At 63.0% G+C, this 21,973-nt stretch carries 21 protein-coding genes and 1 pseudogene; 20 read left to right on the plus strand and 2 right to left on the minus strand.

Features of this window, described 5'->3' with window-relative positions; genetic code table 11:
- Positions 1 to 599 precede the first annotated feature (599 nt).
- The 9 genes and pseudogenes from H1B27_RS07510 (at position 600) to H1B27_RS07550 (ending at position 10,530) form a co-directional block, all read left to right on the plus strand.
- Positions 600 to 830, plus strand: a complete 231-nt coding sequence (locus H1B27_RS07510; RefSeq protein ID WP_197965543.1) for a hypothetical protein — start codon at positions 600 to 602, stop codon at positions 828 to 830.
- A 159-nt stretch (positions 831 to 989) separates the two neighbouring features.
- Positions 990 to 2,339, plus strand: a pseudogene (locus tag H1B27_RS07515) (ABC transporter substrate-binding protein).
- Positions 2,340 to 2,421: 82 nt separating this feature from the next.
- Positions 2,422 to 3,300, plus strand: coding sequence for an ABC transporter permease (locus tag H1B27_RS07520; protein ID WP_061882163.1), 879 nt, complete (start codon positions 2,422 to 2,424; stop codon positions 3,298 to 3,300).
- Positions 3,297 to 4,202, plus strand: coding sequence for an ABC transporter permease (locus H1B27_RS07525; RefSeq protein WP_061882164.1), 906 nt, complete (start codon positions 3,297 to 3,299; stop codon positions 4,200 to 4,202). The genes H1B27_RS07520 and H1B27_RS07525 overlap by 4 nt, the downstream gene beginning before the upstream one ends.
- Positions 4,203 to 4,204: 2 nt before the next feature.
- On the plus strand, positions 4,205 to 5,311 hold the full coding sequence (locus H1B27_RS07530) for an ABC transporter ATP-binding protein (protein ID WP_061882165.1): 1,107 nt from the start codon (positions 4,205 to 4,207) through the stop codon (positions 5,309 to 5,311).
- Positions 5,312 to 5,332: 21 nt separating this feature from the next.
- Complete coding sequence (locus tag H1B27_RS07535; RefSeq protein ID WP_197488783.1) at positions 5,333 to 5,824, plus strand: (2Fe-2S)-binding protein; 492 nt, start codon at positions 5,333 to 5,335, stop codon at positions 5,822 to 5,824.
- A gap of 2 nt (positions 5,825 to 5,826) precedes the next feature.
- Positions 5,827 to 8,214 (plus strand): xanthine dehydrogenase family protein molybdopterin-binding subunit, encoded by a 2,388-nt coding sequence (locus tag H1B27_RS07540; protein ID WP_061882166.1) that lies wholly within the window; start codon positions 5,827 to 5,829, stop codon positions 8,212 to 8,214.
- An 11-nt stretch (positions 8,215 to 8,225) separates the two neighbouring features.
- The gene (locus tag H1B27_RS07545) at positions 8,226 to 9,023 is read left to right on the plus strand and encodes an FAD binding domain-containing protein (protein WP_197965544.1); all 798 of its coding nucleotides are present in this window, start codon (positions 8,226 to 8,228) and stop codon (positions 9,021 to 9,023) included.
- Between the two features lie 16 nt (positions 9,024 to 9,039).
- A complete protein-coding gene (locus tag H1B27_RS07550) occupies positions 9,040 to 10,530 on the plus strand; it encodes an amidase (RefSeq protein WP_197965545.1) in 1,491 nt (496 codons plus the stop codon).
- A 178-nt stretch (positions 10,531 to 10,708) separates the two neighbouring features.
- On the opposite strand, the gene H1B27_RS07555 is transcribed toward H1B27_RS07550, so the two are convergent.
- Positions 10,709 to 11,608, minus strand: coding sequence for a LysR substrate-binding domain-containing protein (locus H1B27_RS07555; protein ID WP_197965546.1), 900 nt, complete (start codon positions 11,606 to 11,608; stop codon positions 10,709 to 10,711).
- A gap of 115 nt (positions 11,609 to 11,723) precedes the next feature.
- Positions 11,724 to 12,179 (minus strand): MarR family winged helix-turn-helix transcriptional regulator, encoded by a 456-nt coding sequence (locus H1B27_RS07560; RefSeq protein ID WP_197965547.1) that lies wholly within the window; start codon positions 12,177 to 12,179, stop codon positions 11,724 to 11,726.
- A gap of 246 nt (positions 12,180 to 12,425) precedes the next feature.
- Between H1B27_RS07560 and H1B27_RS07565 the strand changes: the two genes are divergently transcribed.
- The 11 genes from H1B27_RS07565 (at position 12,426) to ureB (ending at position 21,973) form a co-directional block, all read left to right on the plus strand.
- Positions 12,426 to 13,475: a substrate-binding domain-containing protein gene (locus H1B27_RS07565; RefSeq protein ID WP_197965548.1), complete on the plus strand. Its 1,050-nt coding sequence runs from the start codon at positions 12,426 to 12,428 to the stop codon at positions 13,473 to 13,475.
- Between the two features lie 65 nt (positions 13,476 to 13,540).
- Positions 13,541 to 14,779 carry an urea ABC transporter substrate-binding protein gene (locus H1B27_RS07570; RefSeq protein WP_197965549.1) on the plus strand — a complete coding sequence of 413 codons (1,239 nt, stop codon included), beginning with the start codon at positions 13,541 to 13,543 and terminating at the stop codon, positions 14,777 to 14,779.
- Between the two features lie 62 nt (positions 14,780 to 14,841).
- Entirely contained in the window at positions 14,842 to 15,708 is an 867-nt protein-coding gene (locus H1B27_RS07575) for a branched-chain amino acid ABC transporter permease (protein WP_061020378.1), read from the plus strand.
- Positions 15,708 to 16,772 carry a branched-chain amino acid ABC transporter permease gene (locus H1B27_RS07580; protein ID WP_197965550.1) on the plus strand — a complete coding sequence of 355 codons (1,065 nt, stop codon included), beginning with the start codon at positions 15,708 to 15,710 and terminating at the stop codon, positions 16,770 to 16,772. The genes H1B27_RS07575 and H1B27_RS07580 overlap by 1 nt, the downstream gene beginning before the upstream one ends.
- A 2-nt stretch (positions 16,773 to 16,774) precedes the next feature.
- Complete coding sequence (locus H1B27_RS07585; RefSeq protein WP_197965640.1) at positions 16,775 to 17,503, plus strand: ATP-binding cassette domain-containing protein; 729 nt, start codon at positions 16,775 to 16,777, stop codon at positions 17,501 to 17,503.
- Positions 17,500 to 18,201: an ABC transporter ATP-binding protein gene (locus H1B27_RS07590; RefSeq protein ID WP_197965551.1), complete on the plus strand. Its 702-nt coding sequence runs from the start codon at positions 17,500 to 17,502 to the stop codon at positions 18,199 to 18,201. Before H1B27_RS07585 ends, H1B27_RS07590 begins: the two co-directional genes overlap by 4 nt.
- A gap of 84 nt (positions 18,202 to 18,285) precedes the next feature.
- Positions 18,286 to 19,800, plus strand: a complete 1,515-nt coding sequence (locus tag H1B27_RS07595; protein ID WP_061882176.1) for an amidase — start codon at positions 18,286 to 18,288, stop codon at positions 19,798 to 19,800.
- Positions 19,800 to 20,102 (plus strand): putative quinol monooxygenase, encoded by a 303-nt coding sequence (locus H1B27_RS07600; RefSeq protein WP_061882177.1) that lies wholly within the window; start codon positions 19,800 to 19,802, stop codon positions 20,100 to 20,102. Before H1B27_RS07595 ends, H1B27_RS07600 begins: the two co-directional genes overlap by 1 nt.
- Positions 20,103 to 20,135: 33 nt before the next feature.
- The gene (gene ureE, locus H1B27_RS07605; protein WP_311976928.1) at positions 20,136 to 20,588 is read left to right on the plus strand and encodes an urease accessory protein UreE; all 453 of its coding nucleotides are present in this window, start codon (positions 20,136 to 20,138) and stop codon (positions 20,586 to 20,588) included.
- 4 nt (positions 20,589 to 20,592) lie between these two features.
- Positions 20,593 to 21,258 (plus strand): urease accessory protein UreF, encoded by a 666-nt coding sequence (locus H1B27_RS07610; protein WP_246515246.1) that lies wholly within the window; start codon positions 20,593 to 20,595, stop codon positions 21,256 to 21,258.
- On the plus strand, positions 21,221 to 21,973 hold the full coding sequence (gene ureB, locus H1B27_RS07615) for an urease subunit beta (protein WP_311976929.1): 753 nt from the start codon (positions 21,221 to 21,223) through the stop codon (positions 21,971 to 21,973). The genes H1B27_RS07610 and ureB overlap by 38 nt, the downstream gene beginning before the upstream one ends.

A 21,973-nucleotide genomic window follows, 5' to 3' on the forward strand; every position in this document is an offset into this window, starting at 1 on the left:
ATTCAAAAGAGAATATGGAGGGCCTCTCAGCACACCTCACCGGGGCAACCGGCGGGGCGACGGCGGTCTGCAATCGTGCGCGCGAGGGAAGACGTCAGTCAGCGGCGAACATTGAGACAGAAATCAGCTCATGAGATGAAGGGATCGGAGCGGGAGCTTCAGCCTGCTGGCAATTTTTCTCACGGCTTGTGGCGTTCGTCCAAGTCGTCGCGAAACAGCGTGCAAGCTCTTCCCTTCCAAAATGAGCAACCGTACCTGCTCGATCTCGTGATGGCTCCATGGCGGAGCAAGCTTCTGCTTGTTGGTCTGCAGGGACGACACTGTCTCGCTCCTTTTCAGGCGGTTGAGAGGGCGTCTGCCGAAGGGGCAGCGCAGCAGATCTAGGTTGCGCAACTCCTCGCGGCTGCGTCTTTGCTGTTTGCTCCGGCTGCCCAGGACGTGCTCTCGCACGATCCCCGATGCTCCCGGACTGCCTTGCACGAAGGAAGCTATCGGAACAAGGCAGTGCGGAATCTGATCACCGTCAAGTTGCAGGATGACCGCCGGCGTCGATGGCCTCCCCACCTTGTTCCACGTGCGATGATGGCGCTGCGAGGGCAATGTCGACTTCACGATGGGCGAGAGCGGCAGGCGTCGACGGTGCAGACGAATTCGTATCGACGCATCTTGCGCGGCTCGCCGCGAGTGCGCTCGCGTTCAAGCAGATGAATCCGGTGGTGGCGACGATCACTCGCGCGCTGAAGGACCTGGATAGTCCGCGAGATGACAGCCGAACCGGGCTCGACGCGGTTTACCTGCCTGCCGCCTTCGTAAGCTGCGTGCCGGAATGAAATGCAGAGAGTTGAGCCATTAGGCGCGCTTATGTCGCGAATATTTACTTCCAATTTTACTTCGCGAAATCCCGTCAATAGCCTCAAGCGCAATTGATCACATCCGCAGGGATCGCTGAAGATCGTTGCGGCCGCTCATCGTAACCAACGAGGGTTGCAATGCTTGACAGGGACAAGGGGAATGTTGGTGCCAGCCAGGCCGGATCGGAGCCGGCGGAAGCAAGAAAACTGAGCCGCCGCAGGCTGTTGAAGAGTGCCGCCGGGGTCGCAGGCGCGGCCGTCGGTTCGGACGCGATCCGCGGCTTCCCGACCATCTGGGCGCAGGAGATCAAGGACATCGAGCTCCGCCACGTCGGCGTCTCCTATTCGGTGGTGAAGGCGATCGGCGACCAGGCCGCCAAGGATCTCGGCTTCAAGGTGACGATGCAGAACCTCGATACCTCCGCCGCCATCAACCGCTTCATTAGCCAGCCCAATACGGTCGACATCGCCGACCTCGAAGGCTGGCAGGCCAAGCTCGCCGCCAAGCGCGGCGTGATCCAGGGCATTCAGGTCAAGAAGATCAAGGAGTTCGACAGCATCCTGCCGATCTTCACCAAGGGCGAGATCGACGGCCACAAGATCCCGCGCCAGGGCATCTCGCCCTATGAGGCCATGTACATCGCCAAGCCCGATTCCACCGATCTGCACGACGGCGTCACCGAGTGGGCGACCTTCCTGCCGCAAGTCTACAACGCCGATTCCATCGGCTATCGTCCCGACCTCGTCGGCCACGAGGTGACCGAGTGGAAGGATCTGATCGATCCCAAGTTCAAGGGCAAGGCCGCGATCCTCGACGTGCCCGCGATCGGCATCATGGACGCCGCGCTCTGCTTCGAAAGTGCCGGCCTGATCAAGTACGGCAACAAGGGCAACATGACCAAGGAGGAGATCGACTTCACCTGCAACAAGCTGATCGAGCTGAAGAAGCAGGGCTAGTTCCGTGCGACCTGGACCACCTTCGACCAGTCGGTGCAGCTCATGGCTGCGGGGGAAGTGGTCATCCAGTCGATGTGGTCGCCGGCGGTGGCCGCCGTCCGCGTGAAGGAAATTCCCTGCGTCTACGCGCCCGTCAACGTCAAGAACGGCAAGGAAGGCTATCGGGGCTGGTGCAACGGCATGGGCCTGATGAAGCATCTCTCCGGCAAGAAGCTCGATGCGGCCTACGAATATCTCAACTGGTACCTGTCCGGCTGGCAGGGCGGCTTCGTCGCGCGCTACGGCTACTACAGCCCGGTGCCCTCGACCGCGAAGAAATTCCTGACTCCGGCCGAATGGGCGTTCTGGTACGAGGGGCAGCCGGCGCCGGAGGTGGTCAACGATCCCTACGGCGTGCCGATGGAGAGGGCCGGCACCAAGCGTGACGGCGGCTCGTTCCTCGATCGCGTCAAAAACATCTCGTGCTGGAACACGCTGATGGACGAGGCGGCGTACATGAACAAGCGCTGGAATGACTTCAAGGTGGCCTGAAACCTGCTTTCCCTGACCTGAAGCGATGCACCGGCGCCGTCACGCGCCGGTGCGAGAAGACCGACTCGAGGCGTTTGCCGCTATGCAGTCCAGTCAAACTCCGCCACGCGCAAATCTCGCCGGCTGGCTCTATGTCGCGCCGCTGGTCCTGGTGCTCGTGCCGTTCTTCGTGGCGCCGATTCTGGTGGTGCTGGCGGCGAGCTTCTTCGCCACCGACGGCTTTGGCGGGCTGACGCCGGGCTTCACGCTGGCAAGCTACGTCGAGGTCCTGCATTCGGCGCTGACGCTGAAGCTGTATCTGGCGACGATCAAGTTCACGGTCCTGACCTGGATCTTCACGTTGGTCATCGGCTTCTTCGTCGCTTACTTCCTGGTGTTCCACGTCCGCAACCAGCTGCTCGCGATCGGCCTGTTTCTCTTGTGCACAGTGCCGTTCTGGACCTCGAACATCATTCGGATGATTTCCTGGATTCCGCTCCTGGGCAAGGAAGGCCTGATCAACCAGGCGCTGCTTGGAATGGGCGTGATCCGTCAGCCGCTGGAAGTGCTGCTGTTCTCCGATCTCGCGGTGGTGATCGCCTATGTCCATCAGCTCACGATCTTCATGATCGTGCCGATCTTCAATTCCATGGCGCGGATCGACAAGAAGCTGATCGAGGCCGCGATCGACGCCGGCGCCAGCCGCTTCGACATCATGCGCTTGGTCGTGGTGCCGATGTCCAGGAGCGGCATCGCGCTCGGCACCATCTTCGTGGTCTCGATCGTGATGGGCGACTTCTTCGTGGTCAAGGTGATGTCCGGCGGCGGATCGGCGTCGGTGGTCAGCGCCTTCTACGAGGACGTCGGCGTGCTGCAATATCCGACCGCGGCGGCCAGTGCCGTGCTGCTGACGCTCGTGCTGGTTGCGATCGTCTCGCTGATCCTCCGCACCGTGGATATCCGGCAGGAGATCACGCGATGAGCGCGGTTCTCGCCGACATGCCAAAGTCCGACGTGTCGAAGACGGTCGCGCCCGCGACGACCAAGGCGATCGCGCCGAGCAAGGGCGGCCGGCCCTGGACGTTCTACGTGCTGGCGACGCTGTTTGCCTTCTATGTCATCGCGCTCTACGGCCCGATGTTCTGCATCTACATCCTGTCGTTCCAGGACATCCGTGGCGGACTTGTGTTTCCGATGAAGGGTCATTCGCTGCACTGGTTCGTCGATCTTTTCACGCAGGTGCGGACCGGCGACGTCATGGGGTCTTTCGACCGCTCGATCAAGCTTGCGGTCATCGTCACCATCATCACTGTGGTGGTGTCGTTCCTCGCCGGCCTCGGCTTTCGCAAGCGATTTCGCGGCGACACCTTTGTCTTCTACATGATGATCGGCAGCCTGGTCGCGCCCGGCCTCGTGCTCGGTCTCGGGACGGGACTTTTGTTCCAGGCGCTCGGGCTGAATGCGAGCTGGTACACGTCGGCACTGGGCGCGCAGCTGTCCTGGACGTTGCCGTTCGGCGTGCTCGTGATGTTCGCGGTGATGTCGCGCTTCAACCACGTCTGGGAGGAGGCGGCGTACGATCTCGGCGCCAGCCGTTGGCAGTCGATCCGGATGGTGATGATCCCGGTGCTGGCGCCCGGTCTCGTCGCGGTTGCGCTGTTCGGCTTCACGCTGTCCTACGACGAGTTTGCGCGCAGCCTGCAGACGGCAGGCTCGCTGAACACGCTGCCGCTGGAAATCTGGAGCATGACGCTGAACGTCACCTCGCCCTCGCTCTACGCGCTCGGCACGGTGACCACCATCGTCTCCTTCGTCGTCATCGGTGCGAGCCTCGGCACCATCGTGCTGATCCAGAAAAGGCGCGGCAGCGCGACAAAGGGTTAGGAATGAAGAGCGATCGCGGCGATATCGAACTGGCGGGCGTCTGCAAGAGCTTTGACGGCGCGACCTACGTGGTCGATGGCGTCAATCTGAAGATCGAGGACGGCGCCTATTGCTGCTTCATCGGCCCGTCCGGTTGTGGCAAGACCACGATCCTGCGCATGATCGCAGGCCATGACGACCCGACCGCCGGCGAGATCGTGATCGGCGGCCAGAACGTCGTCGGTCTTGCGCCGGTACAACGGCGCACCGCGATGATGTTTCAGTCTTACGCGCTGTTCCCGCATCTGACCGTGCGGGAGAACATCGCCTTTGCGCTTCGCGTGCGCGGCCAGTCCAAGTCCGATCGGCTGCGCGCGGCGGATGCCATGATTGAGAAGGTCAGGCTGACGCAATTTGCCGACCGCTTGCCGGCCCAGCTTTCCGGCGGCCAGCAGCAGCGTGTGGCGCTGGCGCGGGCCGCGATCACCGAGCCGCGCGTGCTGCTGCTCGACGAGCCGCTGTCCGCGCTCGACGAGCAGCTCCGCGTCCAGATGCGCCAGGAGCTGCGGCGGATGCAGCAGGAGCTCGGCATCACCTTCATCCACGTCACCCATACCCAGCTCGAGGCGATTGCGCTGGCCGACCTCGTCGTCGTGATGGAGCAGGGCAAGATCAAGCAGGCGGGCCCGGCGCGCGACGTCTACGCGCATCCGCACGATCGCTATGTCGCCGAGTTCATGGGCGGTCAGAACGTGTTGTCGGGCCGCGTCGAGAAGGTCAACGGCGCGAGCTTCACGCTCGCGCAGGCAGCGCCTGATGGCATCGAGGTGCCGCTGCGGCCACGCTCGGCCGTCAGCGTCGGCGACAAGGTCGATATAGCGGTGCGCCGCGACGACGTCGCGCTGGTCCGGCCCGGCAGAGACTTGCCTCCGGGTTGCACAACCTCGCTGCCGAGCCGCGTGCTCGCGATCGAATACCAGGGCTATTTCGTCAAGGTCATGCTCGACACGGTGCCGGACGACGAGTTCGTCGCCTACGTGCCGGAAAAGACCTTCTTCGCAGATCCCTTCGCCGTAGGCGATGTCGTGATGGCCACATGGGCCGCCGGCAGCGCGTTGCCACTCGCCTGAAGACCCGTCGCGCACAGGAGCATGACCGTGCAGATATCCTTTACACTCAACGGCCGCCCCACCACCGTGGATGTCGAACCGGCGACCCTCGTCGCCGAGCTGCTGCGCGAGCAGCTCAACCTGACCGGCACCCATATCGGCTGTGACACCAGCCAATGTGGCGCCTGCGTGGTGCATCTCGACGGCCTGCCGGTGAAGAGCTGCACGCTGCTGGCGCCCGCGCTCGATGGCGCGACGCTGCTGACCATCGAAGGCCTGCAAGGCGCGCCGGGCTCGAACCTGATGCATCCGATGCAGGAGGCGTTTCGCGAGCATCACGGCCTGCAATGCGGCTTCTGTACGCCGGGCATGCTGATGACGGCGGTAGCGCTGGCTGCCGAGAAGCCCGATTTGACCGAGGCCGACGTCCGTCACGGCCTCGAAGGCAACATCTGCCGCTGCACCGGCTATCAGAACATCGTGGTTTCCGTGATGGCCGGCGCCGCCGCCATGAACGCCGCCAAGGGAGAGTGACCATGGGCAATGTGATCGGCATTGGCGCCGCGCCGAAGCGGAAAGAGGACCAGCGCTTTCTCACTGGCCGCGGCAATTACGTCTCCGACATCAAGCGCCCCGGCATGGCCGCAGGCGTGTTCGTGCGCTCGCCGCACGGGCATGCGGTGCTGCGTGGCATCGACAAGAGCGCGGCGCTGGCTGCGCCCGGGGTCATCGCCGTGCTGACCGGCGAGGACGTCAAGGCCGATGGGCTCGGCTCGTTGCCCTGCGGTTGGGGCATCTCGGATGCCAAGGGCGTTCCGATGAAGGAGCCGCCGTTCCCGATGCTGGCGCAGGGCAAGGTGCGCTTCGTCGGCGACATGGTGGCCTTCGTCGTCGCCGAGACGCCGGAGCAAGCGAATGTCGGGGCCGAGCTGTTGAAGATCGACTACGAGGTGTTGCCCTCAGTGGTCGGCCTGCTGGAAGCTGTCAGGCCGAATGCGCCGCAGCTTTTCGACGATGTTCCGAACAACATCTGTTGCGACTGGGAGCTCGGCGACAAGGCCGCGGTCGAGACCGCGTTCAGGAAGGCTGCGCATGTTGCCAAGCTCAGCCTGGTCAATAACCGCCTGATCGGCAACCCCATGGAACCGCGCGCGGCGATCGCCGAATACGAGCCGGGCACCGATCGCTTCACGCTGTGGACCACGAGCCAGTTCCCGCACGTCGTGCGCTTCCTGATGGGCGCGTTGGTGCTGAACATCCCGCAGCACAAGCTGCGGGTGGTGGCGCCCGATGTCGGCGGCGGGTTCGGTGTCAAGCAGTTCCACTACGGCGAGGAGGCCGTGATCACCTGGGCTGCGAAGCGCGTCAGGCGGCCGGTGAAATGGGTGGCGAGCCGCTCGGAGGGCTATGTTTCCGACCGTCACGGCCGCGACCATGTCACGGAGGCCGAGCTCGCGCTCGACGAGACCGGAAAATTCCTCGCCTTCCGCGTCAACACGCTCGCCAATATGGGCGGCTATCTCTCGACCTTCGGGCCCAACATCCCGACCAATCTCTACGGGCCGCTTCTTGGCGGCGTCTACACCACGCCCGCGATCTACTGTAACGTGAAGGTGGTCTTCACCAACACCGTGCCGGTTGATGCTTATCGGGGTGCGGGACGGCCAGAGGCGACGTTCGTGCTGGAGCGCATCGTCGATGTCGCAGCCAGCGAGATGGGGATCGACCGTGTCGAGATCCGCCGCCGCAACATGATCCCGAAGGAGGCCTATCCCTACCAGACGCCGGTATTGGTGCAGTACGATTCCGGCGATCCCATGGGCTGCCTCGACGGCGCGCTGGTTGCCGCCGACGTCAAGAATTTCGGCATCCGCAAGGCGGCTTCCGCCAGCAAGGGCAAGTTCCGCGGGCTCGGTTACTCAACTTATGTCGAGGCCTGCGGCCTTGCGCCGTCGCGCTTCGCGGGGAGGCTCGGCGCGCGCGGCGGCCTCTACGAGAGCGCCACGGTGCGCGTGCATCCGACGGGCCAGGTCACGGTCATGATCGGCACCCACAATCACGGCCAGGGCCACGAGACGACCTTTGCGCAGATCGTCTCGGAAAAACTCGGCGTCGCCTTCGAGAATGTCGACATCGTGTTCGGCGACACCGATCGGGTGCAGTTCGGCATGGGCACCTATGGCTCGCGCTCCCTCGTGGTCGGCGGCGCCGCGTTGTCGAAGGCGACCGACAAGGTGATCGCCAAGGGCAAGAAGATCGCGTCCCATCTGCTCGAGGCGGCCGAGGTCGATATCCAGTTCGAGGCAGGAAAGTTCTCGGTGGCGGGCACGGACCGCAGCAAGACCTTCGAGGAGATCGCTGGCGCTGCCTATGTGCCGCACAATTATCCGCTGGAAGTGCTGGAGCCGGGGCTGGAGGAGCAGGCCTACTACGATCCCGTCAACTTCACCTATCCCGGCGGCTGCCACATCGCCGAGGTCGAGGTCGATCCAGAGACGGGCACGGTCACGCTGGTCAACTACACCGCAGTCGACGATGTCGGCACGGTGATCAATCCGATGATCGTCGAGGGGCAGTTGCACGGCGGCATCGTGCAGGGCGTCGGCCAGGCGCTGTTCGAGAACGCCGTCTATGACGAAGGATCAGGGCAATTGCTGTCAGGCTCGCTGATGGACTACTGCATGCCGCGCGCCGATCATCTGCCGATGATGAAGGTGGAGACCCATTCCACCCTGTGCACGCATACGCCGATGGGCGTGAAGGGTTGCGGTGAGGTCGGCACTATCGGATCGCCGGCGGCGGTCATCAACGCGGTCGTCGACGCGCTCTCGCATCTCGGCGTCACCCATGTCGACATGCCGGCCACGCCGAACCGGATCTGGCGCCTGTTGCAGAACGCGTCGCTGCCGGTCGCCGCGGAATAGGGAGGATGACAATGAAGCCGTTTGCCTATCACCAGCCTGACCAGATTCCCGATGCGGCCAAGCTCCTGACCTCGATCGAGGACAGCAAACTCGTTGCCGGCGGCATGACGCTGATTCCGACGCTGAAGCAGCGGCTGGCCAATCCGCCTGCGCTGGTTGATCTGTCGAAGCTCGGGTCGCTGAAGGGCATCACCGATGGCGGCGCGACGATCACGATTGGCGCAATGACTCCGCATGCGGTGGTCGCCGCCTCCAAGCTGGTCCAGACGAAAATCCCGGGGCTCGCCGCGCTGGCCTCGATGATAGGCGATCCCGCGGTGCGCAGCCGCGGCACCATCGGCGGCTCGGTCGCCAACAACGATCCCGCGGCTGACTATCCCGCCGGCGTGCTCGGACTCGGCGCCACCATCATCACCAGCGCGCGCGAGATCGCGGCCGACAAGTTCTTCCTCGGCCTCTTCGAAACCGCGCTCGGGCCCGGCGAGATCATCACGGCGATCCGTTTTCCGGTGCCGTTGAAGGCCGGCTACACCAAGTTCAAGGCGCCGGCCTCCCGCTATGCGCTGGTCGGCGTGTTCGTCGCCAAATTCGCCGAAGGTGTCCGCGTCGCCGTGACCGGCGCCGGTCCAGGCGTTTTTCGCGTGCCGCCGATGGAGGCCGCGCTGTCGTCCAATTTCGATCCCTCGGCCATCGCGGCGATCAAGATCGATACGGACGGTCTGACCTCCGACATTCATGCCGAAGCCGATTACCGGGCGCATCTCGTCACGGTCATGGCCAAGCGCGCCGTCGACGCGGCGCTCAGCTAATTCTTTGGGATTGATGATGACTGATGGTTCCGGCCGAACGGCCTTCCCGCCGGCGCCGACTGGCCTTGGTGCGCTCTCTGTTGCCGAGATCGTGGCCGGCTACCGACGCAAGGCGTTCACCCCGCGCGATGTGGTCGACGACACCATTGCTGCGCTTCAGGCGACGAACGAGGCCTGCAATGCGGTGGTGACGCCGATGTACGAGCAGGCGAGGGCCGAGGCCGACCGGCTCACCAGGGAGATGAGTGCGGGCGAGGCCAAGGGGCCACTTGCCGGCGTGCCAGTTACGATCAAGGATCTCGTCTTCGTCGCGGACGTGCCGGCCTATGCCGGCTCGCCGATGAACAAGGCGTTCGTGCCCAACGTCGATGCCGCCGTGGTCTCGGCGCTGAAGGCGTCCGGCGCGATCATCACCTGCAAGACCACCACCTGCGAGTCCGGCTACAAATTGACGGCCGACAGCCCGGTCACCGGCACGACGCGGAATCCCTGGAATCCCGGCCGCACCAGCGGCGGGTCGAGCGGCGGCGCAGCAGCCGGTGTTGCCGCCGGCTGCGGGCCGATCGCGATCGGCACCGATGGCGTCGGCTCGATCCGCGTGCCGTCGTCCTTCTGTGGCGTGTTCGGACTGAAGCCAACCTTCGGCCTGGTGCCGCGCTCGCCGGGCTTCTCGCCGCCGTCCTGGGCTTCGCTCGCCCATACCGGGCCGATCACGCGCACCGTCGCGGATGCCGCGCTCACCTTGGAGACCATCGCTGCTTACGATCTGCGCGACCCCGCGAGCCTGCCGGTGTCGCCACGCCGCTTCGACACCAGCGCGGCGCCGTTGAACGGCATTCGCATCGGCGCCAGCGCCGATCTCGGCTACGCCGCTGTCAGCCCCGATGTGCGGGCCGCGTTCAGCAAAGCGCTGGCCGTTCTCGACGGCTGCGGCGCGCAGATCACCCTGGACGGCCCTGGCCTCGATCCCGGCATTCTGGAGCACACGCTGAAGCCGATTGCCTTCACCGAGCAGGCGGCGGCGGTGGCAACCAGGACCGCTGCCGATCTCGCAAGCTCGGAGACCGACTACCGTGATGTCGTCACGGCCGGCCGGCGTTTCAGCGGCACGGAGTACATCGAGGCCGGCTACCGCCGGGGCCAGGCGCGCAATGCGTTCGTAAAGCTGTTCGAGCGTGTCGATGCGCTGGTGACGCCGACGGTCGCGGTGACCGCGTTCGAGGCCGGGCGGATCGGCGTCGATACGATCGACGGCCGCGAGGTCGACCCGCATCTCGGCTGGTCGCCCTTCACCTGGCCGATCAACCTTGCCGGCCTGCCGGCGGCGACGTTGCCCTGCGGTTTCGACCGCGACGGCCTGCCGGTCGGTCTCCAGATCGTCGCGCCCTGGCTCGACGAACCCACGATCTTCCGCATCGCTGCCGCCTTCGAGCAGGCGCAACCCTGGGCCAAGTTCTGGCCGCCGCTGGTTTTACGTGAATCGGACCGAGCACGTACCAAGGCGTGACGGGCCATGGTGGGATCCTGCTGCTGTTTTGCCCGACATGTCAAGCTACGCCGCCGCCAGCGCATGGCCTCTTTGTCACCCGCGTAAGTCCTTGATCCGACTAGCGCCGTCTACTGTGCATGGGGTTGTTTCCCCACCTTTTTGTGGGAGAGCGCGGGACGCTGGCAATCCTGCCGTCTCAGGACAGCTCGATCGGCATACCCCTGCCGCTGAGCTCTTCGTCCAGGCGCAGATAGTGCGCGAGGTAGTCGTGCAGGGCGGTTGCTGCCTTCGAGTTCGCGCCGCTCGACTTGTAGAGCAGCAGCTCGATCTTCGGCAGCGGTGGAAGGCCTTCGTTCGGCCCGATCTCGCGCATCGCCGGCACCAGCGCGCTGCGCCCGAGCACGGTAACCGCCATGCCCGCGAAGGCCGCGGCCTGAAGGCCGCCGACGCTTTCGCTGACACAGGCGATGCGCCAGCGCAGGTTTGCGCGTTCCAGCGTATCGATGGCGTAGTCGCGATAGATGTTGCCCGGCGGCAATAGCGCGAGCGGGATCGGACGTTCCTGATGCGCGGCGGATTGTTCGCCGGTCATCCAAACCAGTTGCTCTCGGCGAACCACTTGGCCGCCGGTGAAATCGTTCATGCGGGTGACGAGCGCGATGTCGACATCGCCGCGCTTGACGAGGCCGACCAGCGGCGTCGAAAGCGCGCAGTTGAGCTCCACCTGCACGCGCGGAAAGGATTTCCGGAACACGCTGAGGATCTGCGGCAGCATGAACGCGGCGTAGAGATCGGGCGTGCCGAGCACGACCTGGCCCTCGATCTCCTGTGACGCCAGCTGCGAAATCAGCTCGTCATGCAACCTCAGGATGGACTTGGCGTAGGTGAGGACGGTGGTGCCGTCGTCGGTCAGCGTCAACCTGCGGCCGCCATGCTCGAACAGCTGCTTGCCGGTCAGCTCCTCCAGCCGCTGCAATTGAAGGGTGATCGCAGGCTGGGTGCGGCCAAGCCGTCGCGCGGTCTCGGTGATGCTGCCGGTTTCGACCACCGAGATCAGCGACCGGAGCATGCGGATGTCGAGACTGATGAGATTCATGCGGCGTCCATGTCGCCCAGAATTTATGCAAGTTCCGTGCTACCTCTCGCGAGCTCGTCGATGACTGTCTTGTCGGAGTGCGCCGGCGTACGAAGTAGCCCGCGGGCGAAGGCCATCAATCGTGGATCAGTGATTCTTGTCCGCGAACCGGGTATGAATGCGCGGAGGCACGGTCGCTAAGCAACTCCGAGAGCAGGCCCGTCAGGACTGTGGCATCTGATGCGCCCAGCCTGTTCAAAAGGTTCTGTTGAATGGATTTGATGATTGGGCCGATGTCCTTGAATTGCTCCGCCCCTCGCTGCGAGAGGAAAATCAGGACCCTGCGCCGGTCATGTGGATCGGGAGCGCGATAGACCTGCGCCGACTCGACCATTCTGTCGATGATCTTTGTGAGCGTTGGACCGTCGACCAAGAGGCGGGTTGCCAGATCGCCCATCGGCAGCCCGTTTGCTTCGGTCAGCGCCTCGAGCACGCGGTACTGGTGAAGAGATAGGCTTCGTGGCTTGAGCTTCGCTTCCAGCATCTGCTCAAGCCGGCGATTCACACCTCGGATGAGTTCGGGGAGGTCCACGTTGCACCCTTAGCGAATTATTTGATATTTCAATATTTGCATTGGAACGTAATGAGGAGCAAGCGAAAAGCAGGTTTGCGCGCGACTGCCTAGGGAAGGAGCGAATGCATCGGCTGGCGCCGTGAAAAAGGGCATGTTCCCTTCAGGATCGAGTGTTCTCGTCGTCAAACGGGCCGTAGCGGCACAGGATTGCCGTTGGCACGATTCGTGAGTGTTCTGTGCACGGAAAGTGCGGAGACACCATCGTTGCGTAGCGTCCGGATATGTCTGCTCATCCCGCAGAGCGGCGCCGCGGGGCTTTGGGCCCCGTCAGCCGAGGCGTGCGGACGCTTGGCCGTCGACGAGATTAACGCCATGTCCGGTGTCCTTCGCCGTCCCGTCGAATTGCACGTCGTAAACGCCGGAGAAACCGGCCCAAGTGCGGGATGGGCCGCGCGCGATGCAATTGACATCGATCGTGTCGACGGCATCGTCGGAATGTTGCCGAGCTTCGCGCGCGATTTCGTGGCGCGCGCGGCCCGTGGTCGCGTTCCGTTCATATATACGCCGCAGTTCGAAGGCCGCTCATCGACGCTGGACGTCATGGCGACCGGTGAGACCGCAGAAGAGCTGCTTTCTCCCGCAATTCAATGGCTTTCGGAAACGAGGCGTGCGCGCCGATATTTTCTTTGCGGCAATGACTACGTATGGCCGCGCTCATCCCTTCAGATTGCGCGCAGGTTGATTGCCCGCTTCGGCGGCACCGTGACGGGTGAATACTATCTGCCGGTCGGCCAGCACGACTTTGACGAGGTGCTGGACCGGATCAAGGCAACGCGCTCGGACGTCGTTCTTCCGTATTTCCTGGGCTCTGATTGCATCGCATTCAATCGCGCCTTCTGTGCGGCCGGGTTGAGTTCGCGCACGCTGCGGTTTTCCTCGGCGATCGACGAGACCGTGGCATACGGCCTCAACGCAGATGAAACCGAGAATCTCTACGCCGCTTCGAGCTACTACGGGTCGATCCGCTCACGTAACAATGGCGCGTTTCTGGAGCGTTATCATACGGCGTACGGCGATAGTCCGCCTCCCGTGAATGCCTTTGGTGAGTCCTGCTATGAAGGCATCTACTCGCTCGCCTCCTTGATCGAGGAGGCCGCCAGTCTCGACGCGCGCAAGTTGACGCGCCTGTACGGAAGGACGTTCCAGCGACGCACGGCACGAGGCGACCTGGCGCAATCGGTGGTCGGCGGCCGCCATCCGATCTATCTGGCTCAGCTCGACGGGTACGATTTCTCCATCATCGCGCGGCGATAAAAGAGCTTGCCTTTTCAAATATTGTATTAGTAATATTTTCCATCTCAAAGATCGAGGGGACATCTATGACTTTCTCCCGCCGTCGCTTCCTGCAGCGCTCAGCAATTGCAACGACGACGTTGATTGCTGCACCTGCAGTCTTCCGCTCCGGCGCCTTTGGCGCCGAAAACCCGATCGTCGTCGGCAGCCTTCATGACCAGTCTGGTCCGATCGCAGCGTCCGGCACGCCCATGGTCTACGCGCTCCAGCTTGCCGTGGATGAGATCAACGCCGGCGGGGGATTGTTGGGACGCCCGTTGAAAGTCATCCACTACGACACGCAGTCGAACATTCAGATGTACTCGCAATTCGCGCAGCAACTTGCGGTGAAAGACAAGGTGGATGTCGTTCATGGCGGCATCACTTCGGCCTCGCGCGAGGCGGTGCGTCCGACCTTCGATCGCTTCAAGGTGCTGTACTTCTACAACGTCCTCTACGAGGGAGGCGTCTGCGATCGTAACACCTTCTGCACCGGTACCACGCCCGCGCAGACCGTGGAAAAGCTGGTGCCGAGCGCGATGAAGAAGGCCGGCAAGAAGGCCTACATCATTGCCGCCGACTATAATTACGGTCAGATCACCGCGAAGTGGATGACGAAGTACGTCAAGGACAATGGCGGCGAGGTGCTGGCGACCGACTTCTTCCCGCTCGACGTTACCAATTTCGGTACGACGATCTCGAAGATTCAGGCAGCAAAGCCCGACCTTATCCTGTCGGCACTGGTCGGCGGCAATCATACGGCCTTCTACCGGCAATGGACCTCGGCCGGCATGAAGGGCAAGATTCCGATCGCGTCGACCACTTTCGGTCTCGTCAACGAGCCGACCACACTCGATGCGGCCGAAAGCGATTCCATTCTCGGCGCCTACGGCTACTTCGAGGAGCTTACCACGCCGGCCTCGAAGAGCTTCGTCGAGAAGATCAAGAAGGCCCATCCCGACTCACCCTATGTCAGCGAGCTGGCTGCCTGCACCTATGAGGGCGTCATGCTTTGGGCCGCCGGCGTGAAGAAAGCCGCCAGCATCGATCGCATGAAGGTGATTGCCGCGCTGGAGGACGGCATCGCTTTCGATGGCCCGAGCGGCAAGGTTGCGTTGGACAAGCCGACCCATCACACCACCCGCAATGCGTTTCTCGCGGAGGTGAAGGACCGCAAGTGGTCGGTGCTGGAGAGTTACTCCGACGTCAAGCCGGCCGATACTGCCAGTGTCTGCGATCTCGTCAAGAATCCGAACGACACCAAGCAGTACATCATCAATCTTTGATGTTAGCCGGGCCTCGCCACCGGCGGGGCCCGTGACTTCGAGGGGACCGAAAGAATCCAAGAATGGCGATCTACCTCATCGTCGCGCTCGACGTCCTGAATGGGATATCGTCGCTGTTCCTGTTGTGCCTCGGACTGGCGATCATCTTCGGCATGATGAAGATCATCAATCTCGCCCATGGCGAGTTCATCATGCTCGGCGCGTATGCGACTGTCATATCGGCCAATGCAGGCGTGAATATCTGGATCGCGATGCTGGTCGTTGCTCCGCTCTTCGTCGGTCTCGTCGGTCTGGTCATCGAGCGGTGCCTTATTCGCTTTCTCTACGGTCGCCTCGTCGATTCGATGCTCGCGACCTGGGGGTTAAGCCTTCTCATCATCGGGATCGTCACTACGATCTACGGCAACACGCAGCAGGGTGTGCCGACTCCTCTCGGCGGCTTCTCCATCGGTTCGTATCAGTCGAGCTATTACACGCTGTTCCTGGCCGGAATGGCGGTGGTCATGATGGCCGTGGTCTACGGCGTGATGAGCTACACCCGCTTCGGCCTGATCGCCCGCGCAACGATGCAGAACCCGGCGATGGCGGCCACGCTGGGCGTCAATCCGGCGCGGGTCTACATGAGCACGTTCGCGGTCGGAGCGGCCATCACAGGTCTCGCCGGAGGCCTGCTGGCTCCGGTTTCGGGCATCACGCCCGGCATGGGCGGCGCCTACGTCGCCAAGGCCTTCATGACCGTCGTCGGGGGAGGCGCCGCCATTCTGTCGGGGACGATGTCGGCGGCGAGCCTGTTCGGTGCTGTCAATCAGGTCGGCGCCTTCTTCACCACGCCGGTCTATGGCGAGGTCCTGGTGTTCACGGCGGCAATCGTGCTGATCCGCCTGCTGCCGCAGGGAATTTCCGGCCGCTTCTTCAAGGGGAATCTGTAATGACCATCCGCTTTCGCCTTGTGGCTCAGGCGGTTGCCGTCCTCATCGCGATCATCGCGATCGTGCTGATCCCGAGCGTCATCGAGCTGTTCGCAATGATGCAGTTGACGTTGTTCGCGGCAATGGCGGTGCTGGCGCTCAGCCTCGCCTTCATCTGGGGCTTTGGCGGCATCCTGTCCTTCGGACAGACGGCTTTCTTCGGCCTCGGCGGCTATGCCTACGCGATATCAGCGATCAATTTTCAGGATTCCACGCCCTCGATCCTGCTTGCCATTATCATTCCCTCGTTGTTCGCCGCGATCCTCGGCTACTTCATCTTCTTCGGCCGTATCTCCGACGTCTATCTCGGTGTGATCACGCTCACCGTGACTCTGATCCTGTTCAACTGCGTCAACTCGACCTCGGGCGACGAGTACAGGATTGGCAAGGCATTGCTCGGCGGCTTCAATGGCATTCCGGCGGTGCCGACTTTCAACGTTCCATTCTATCCGGACCAAATCCTGTCGCCCGAACAATCCTGGTGGGTGACGGGTGGGACCTTGCTCGGGACATTTCTGCTTCTCCGTTTGCTGCTGTCTCTACCGGCTGGACGTGTCATCGTGGCGGTGCGCGAGAACGAGGTACGTGCCTCGCTGCTCGGTTACGACCCGCGGAAAGTCAAGCTGCTCACTTTCGTTCTGAGCGGCGCGATTGCGGGCCTTGCCGGTGCGCTCTACGTGAACTGGGGCGCGTTCGTCGGGCCGACCATCTTCAGCCTCTCGTTGTCGGCGGAGATCATCATCTGGATCACGGTGGGCGGGTTGGGCACTTTGCTGGGTCCCATTGTTGGCTGCGTGCTCATCGAATACATCGTCGCCTATATCGGCTCGCAGCAGGCTCTGAATTCCAACCTCGTGCTCGGCGCCGTGCTGGTCGTCTTCGTGCTGCTGCTTCCGAAGGGACTGGTGCCGACGGCGCGCGACCTGCTGATGCGGCTCGTGCCCGCACCGAAACCGAAGGCGCAACTCGCAGACGAGCAGTTAACGCCGTCGGTGGCGGCGTCCCACATGGCCGGAGCCGAATGACCATGGCGGACCTCGTACCCCTCCTCAAGGCCGAGCACCTCACGATGCGTTTTGGTGGTGTCGTGGCCAATGACGACATCACCTTCACTTTGGAAGAGATGGAGCTGCGCTGCCTGATCGGGCCCAATGGCGCCGGCAAGAGCACTTTCTTCAAGACGCTGACTGGACAGCTTGTGCCGACGTCGGGTGCGATTGCGTTTCGCGGTCAGCCGATCGCCGGCAAGCTGTCGTACGAGATCGCCCGCATGGGAATTGGCATCAAGACCCAGGTGCCGAACGTCTTCAACGGCCTCTCGGTGCGAGAGAACATCTGGCTCGCCGTTCGGCGGAAAGCGACGCCGCGCGCCCAGGGGCCCGCGGTCGATGCGGTATTGCAGATGATCCGGTTGACGGATCATGCCGATCGCATCGTGGCGACGCTGTCACACGGCCAACGACAATGGGTCGAAATCGGCGTGGTGCTTGCGGCTGAGCCGGAATTGATCCTGCTCGATGAGCCGGCCGCAGGGATGACCGACGAGGAGACACTGCACACAGCCGCCATCATCCGCGAGATCAACCAGACCCGCGCCATCATCGTCGTCGAGCACGACATGGAGTTCATCAAGCAGATCGCAAAGAAGGTGACGGTCTTTCATCAGGGGCGGGTGCTGGTCGAAGACACCGTGGACAAGGTCTTGGCGGATCAGCGCGTGCGCGACGTCTATCTCGGCAAGAAGGTGGCGGCATGAGCGCGCTTCTCGAGGTCCGGGATCTACGATCGGGCTACGGCCGCATCCCAATCCTGTTTGGTCTCGACATGACGGTTCAGGATGGCGAGTATCTCGGTATTCTCGGCCACAACGGTATGGGCAAGACCACGACGCTGCGTGCGCTGATGGGGCATTTGCCAACGACGGGGGGCACCGTCACGTTCGCCGGCAAGCCGATCACCCATCTCAAGCCGCACGAGCGGTCGAGGCTTGGCATTGGGCTTGTGCCGCAAGGACGAGAGATATTTCCCGACCTGAGCGTCCTTGAGAACCTGCGAATGGGCCTGGCGGCGGCGCCGAAGGAGGACCGATCGGTCATCGACGCGGTGCTTCAGGACTTTCCGCGCCTGGTGCGACTGCTCGACCGACGCGGTGGGGCCCTGTCGGGCGGTGAACAGCAATTGCTGGCATTGGCGCGCTGTCTCTGCACGAAACCCCGACTGATCCTGCTGGACGAGCCGACCGAGGGTATCCAGCCATCGATCATCGAAGAGATCGTCGAGACGCTGCTCGCACTGAAGAAGCAGTGGAACATGTCGCTGATCGTCGTCGAGCAGAACCTCGAGTTCATCACCTCACTGTCGGACCGAATTCTCAATATCCAAAAAGGGCGCATCACCGGGGAGCTCGACCGAGAAAGCCTTCTGGCTCGGGACGGCGCGATGCATCCAAACTAGGTTCAATCTCCGGCGCCGCTGCGCCCGTCGTTACGATCGCTGGTTGTCTTGCTGCCGGCTTGTCCTCACAAGAAAGGATGACTTATGTCTATCAAACGCCCGACTGCCGAAGATGTCGCCGAGCTCGCCGCGAGCCTGCACATGAACATGACGGTCGAAGAAGCCGGAAGCTATCTTGCCCTCATGGGCGGGATGTTCGACGCCTACGACGTCATCGACGAGTTGCCGAACCCGCTGCCGCCGGTCAAATATCCGCGCATGCCGGGCTCCAAGCCGATGCCGAAGGACAACAAGTACGGCGCGTGGGCGATCAAGACCGAGGTCAAGGGCGCAGCCACCGGCAAGCTCGCGGGTCGTACCATCGTGCTGAAGGACAACGTCGCCTTGGCCGGCGTCCCCATGATGAACGGCTCGACCACGCTCGAGGGCTTCATTCCCGCCGCCGACGCAACGATCGTGACCCGCATACTCGATGCCGGCGGCACCATCGTCGGCAAGGCCGTGTGCGAGCATTTCTGCCTGTCCGGCGGCAGCCACACCTCCAATCCTGCACCGGTTCACAATCCCCTCAAGATGGGGTATTCGGCCGGTGGCTCCTCGTCGGGAAGCGCCGCGCTGGTCGCAGCCGGCGAGGTCGACATGGCGATCGGCGGCGATCAAGGCGGCTCGATCCGGATCCCGGCATCCTATTGTGGCATCTACGGCATGAAGGCGACGCACGGGCTCGTGCCGTATACGGGCGTGATGCCGATCGAATCGACCATCGACCACACCGGCCCGATGACGGCCAACGTCGCCGACAACGCGCTGTTGCTGGAGGTGCTGGCCGGCGCCGACGGGCTAGATCCGCGCCAATATGCGCCGAAGGTCACGAGCTACACCGAGATGCTCCGCAAGGGCGTCAAGGGCATGAAGATCGGCATCCTCAAGGAGGGATTTGCCGTTGCGAACATGCAGGAAGGCGTTGCGTCCAAGGTGAAGGCCGGCGCAGAGCGTTTCGCAAAGCTCGGCGCCAGCGTGTCGGAAGTTTCGATTCCTGAACATCTTCATGCACTCGCGGCCTGGAACCCGATCACGCTGGAAGGATTCCTGGTCCAGATGATGATCGGCAACGGCATGGGCTTCAACTGGAAGGGCCTCTATGACGTGGGCCTGCTCGACGCCCATTCCGGTTGGCGTAGCCGTGCCGACGACCTGTCGGAAACGCTCAAGCTCACAATGCTGGTCGGGCAGTGGGGCGTCAGCCACTATCGCGGTCGTTACTATGCCAAGTCACGCAACATCGCGATCGCTGCCAAGGCGGCCTATGATGCGGTATTCGGCTCTTACGATCTGCTGCTGATGCCGACCTTGCCCTGTGTCGCCACGCCGATCCCGGCCAAGGATGCGCCGCTCGCCGAGATTGTCCAACGTGCCTTTGAAATGACGGCCACGACCAGTCCGTTTGACGTAACCGGTCATCCCGCGATGACCATTCCCTGCGGCTTGTCGGACGGCCTTCCGGTCGGCCTGATGCTGATCGCCAAGGACTATAACGAGGCGACCATCTACCAGGCGGCGAGCGCCTTCGAAGCCGACGGTGATTGGAAGAAATTCTGATGATCACCATCACCGCTGTCATCAGGGCAAAGTCCGGGCATGAGACCACGATGCGCGACGCGTTGATGGCCGTCGCCGAAAATGTCGCGGCCAACGAGCCTGATACGATCGGATTCTTCATCTCGCAGAGCGAGGAGGACCCGTGTGTGTTCACGACGTATGAGCGATTTGCCGACAAGGCCGCGATGGATCGCCACAACAGCTCGGCGGTCGTCGCGACCTTCTTCGGAATTGCCAAGCCCATCCTGGATGGCGAGGTCACTTTGGTGACCTCGAGGGAGGTGTCGGCAACGATGCGGTGAGGCGGGTCCATCTGTCATTTGCGGGAGGGTATCGTGACGTTACGGCTTCACGGCATCATCGGACGATGCGACGACGCGGCCTATGCAGGCCGTCTCCACCACGTCGAGCATCATGGCGGGATCGAACTCCTGTTCGTGCCGCCGTCCGACGTCGGCCGCAAGCGCTTTCGCTTGACGACCGATCGCGGTACCGATTGCGCCGTCAGCCTGGACCGAGACGAGGACCTGGTCGACGGGGCACTGCTGTTTCTCGCACATGATCGCGCCATCATTGTCCGCTTCGGCGAGCAGGAATGCTGGCGATTGAAGCCCATCAACCAGGCTGCCGCGCTGAAGCTGGGCTGGAATGCCGGAAATCTGCATTGGCGGGTCCGTTTCGAGGGCGATCTCCTTGTTGTCCTGCTGGACGGGCCGCTCGACACTTACCGGGCACGGATCAAGGCGCTGCTCGACGCGGGCGAGATCGTGGAGAGCGATGCTGTTTGACAGATTGCAGACGCTGGCCTTGTTGCAGCTCGGGGACAGTGCCTACCCGGCCGGCGGCTTTGCGTTCTCCTGGGGGCTGGAAGGACTTGCTGCGGACGGCATGCTTGCCAATCGCAGCGAACTCGATCGGATCATTGCGGACCAGCTCGAGCGGCGCTGGGCAAGTATGGACCGTGTTTTGCTGCGCCAGGCCTTTCGGGCAGAGGATTGTGTGGCCATCGCGCGCGTGGATCGCCTGGCCGATGCGGCAACACCCTCGGCCGAAATGCGGGAAGGATCGCGGCGCGCGGGCAGAGCGCTACTCGGGGTATGGTTCAAGCTCGATGGACCGCTATCGGTCGCCTACCGTGGCCTGGTGTCGTCGGACACCAGGCTAGGCCATCTGGCCGTTGTGCAGGCCGTCGTCGGCCGGGACGCGGGGCTCAGCCTGGAGGCCGCAGAGCTGGTCTCGGGCTGGACGCTCGTGACCGGCCTCGTCAGCGCAGCCGTAAGGCTCGGGATCATCGGCCACATCGAGGCGCAGCGCAGCCAGGAAGCCGCACGCATGTTGCTGGCGCGACTGCTCGAGGAAACTCCGCCGCCCGATGCGCTGCCTGCGAGCTTCACGCCATTCATCGACATCGCGGTTTCGCGTGGACCGCTGCGACATATCCGCATGTTCACGACTTGAGAGAGGGTGCACTTCCATGATGAACCTTTCACCGACCGAGATGGATCGCCTCGTCATCTTCAATGCCGCGCAAATGGCGCGCCGCAATCGGTCACTTGGAATCCGGCTGAGCCATCCGGAGGCGGTCGCCTACATCACAGACGAGGTCATGACCGCGGCGCGCCGTAACCTGCCTTACGCAGAGATCCGCGACATGGCAGGCCGATTGTTGACATGGGACGATGTCGAGCCGGGCGTCGGGCAGATGATTCCGATGCTCTATATCGAATGCATGTTCGCGGAAGGGACCAAGGTGATGGCGCTTTTCGAGCCGGTCGGTCCCAGTGACACATCGGTCGTGGACGATATCGTGCCCGGTGAGATCATCCCGGGTGACGGAGACATTGAGAGCTTCGCGAGCCTAGCTGCGATCACCATCGATGTCACGAATACCGGCGACCGTGACGTTCAGGTTCGCAGCCACACCCATTTCTTCGAGGTCAATCGCGCCTTGCTCTTCGATCGCGCGGCAGCCTGGGGAAGGAAAGTCGACCGTCCCGCGGGGGCCGGTATCCGTTTCGAGCCGGGGGTCACCAAGTCCGTGCGGCTGGTCCCGATCTCGGGTGATCGCGTCGTGCATGGGCAGGCAGGCCTCGTCAACGGTTCGTTGGATGCGCCGTCGGCGAGGGATGATGCGCTTCAACGGGCTCGCGCCCGCGGCTATCTGGGAGCCTGA

Origin of the sequence: Bradyrhizobium diversitatis (genome assembly GCF_016031635.1) — a bacterium.
Taxonomy (GTDB): domain Bacteria; phylum Pseudomonadota; class Alphaproteobacteria; order Rhizobiales; family Xanthobacteraceae; genus Bradyrhizobium; species Bradyrhizobium diversitatis.

Excerpts from the sequence above, each read along its gene's own strand:
- H1B27_RS07510 (WP_197965543.1), top strand. The coding sequence starts at position 600 with ATGTCGACTTCACGATGGGCGAGAGCGGCAGGCGTCGACGGTGCAGAC.
- H1B27_RS07520 (WP_061882163.1), top strand. The coding sequence starts at position 2,422 with ATGCAGTCCAGTCAAACTCCGCCACGCGCAAATCTCGCCGGCTGGCTC.
- H1B27_RS07525 (WP_061882164.1), top strand. The coding sequence starts at position 3,297 with ATGAGCGCGGTTCTCGCCGACATGCCAAAGTCCGACGTGTCGAAGACG.
- H1B27_RS07530 (WP_061882165.1), top strand. The coding sequence starts at position 4,205 with ATGAAGAGCGATCGCGGCGATATCGAACTGGCGGGCGTCTGCAAGAGC.
- H1B27_RS07535 (WP_197488783.1), top strand. The coding sequence starts at position 5,333 with ATGACCGTGCAGATATCCTTTACACTCAACGGCCGCCCCACCACCGTG.
- H1B27_RS07540 (WP_061882166.1), top strand. The coding sequence starts at position 5,827 with ATGGGCAATGTGATCGGCATTGGCGCCGCGCCGAAGCGGAAAGAGGAC.
- H1B27_RS07545 (WP_197965544.1), top strand. The coding sequence starts at position 8,226 with ATGAAGCCGTTTGCCTATCACCAGCCTGACCAGATTCCCGATGCGGCC.
- H1B27_RS07550 (WP_197965545.1), top strand. The coding sequence starts at position 9,040 with ATGACTGATGGTTCCGGCCGAACGGCCTTCCCGCCGGCGCCGACTGGC.
- H1B27_RS07555 (WP_197965546.1), bottom strand. The coding sequence starts at position 11,608 with ATGAATCTCATCAGTCTCGACATCCGCATGCTCCGGTCGCTGATCTCG.
- H1B27_RS07570 (WP_197965549.1), top strand. The coding sequence starts at position 13,541 with ATGACTTTCTCCCGCCGTCGCTTCCTGCAGCGCTCAGCAATTGCAACG.
- H1B27_RS07575 (WP_061020378.1), top strand. The coding sequence starts at position 14,842 with ATGGCGATCTACCTCATCGTCGCGCTCGACGTCCTGAATGGGATATCG.
- H1B27_RS07580 (WP_197965550.1), top strand. The coding sequence starts at position 15,708 with ATGACCATCCGCTTTCGCCTTGTGGCTCAGGCGGTTGCCGTCCTCATC.
- H1B27_RS07585 (WP_197965640.1), top strand. The coding sequence starts at position 16,775 with ATGGCGGACCTCGTACCCCTCCTCAAGGCCGAGCACCTCACGATGCGT.
- H1B27_RS07590 (WP_197965551.1), top strand. The coding sequence starts at position 17,500 with ATGAGCGCGCTTCTCGAGGTCCGGGATCTACGATCGGGCTACGGCCGC.
- H1B27_RS07595 (WP_061882176.1), top strand. The coding sequence starts at position 18,286 with ATGTCTATCAAACGCCCGACTGCCGAAGATGTCGCCGAGCTCGCCGCG.
- H1B27_RS07600 (WP_061882177.1), top strand. The coding sequence starts at position 19,800 with ATGATCACCATCACCGCTGTCATCAGGGCAAAGTCCGGGCATGAGACC.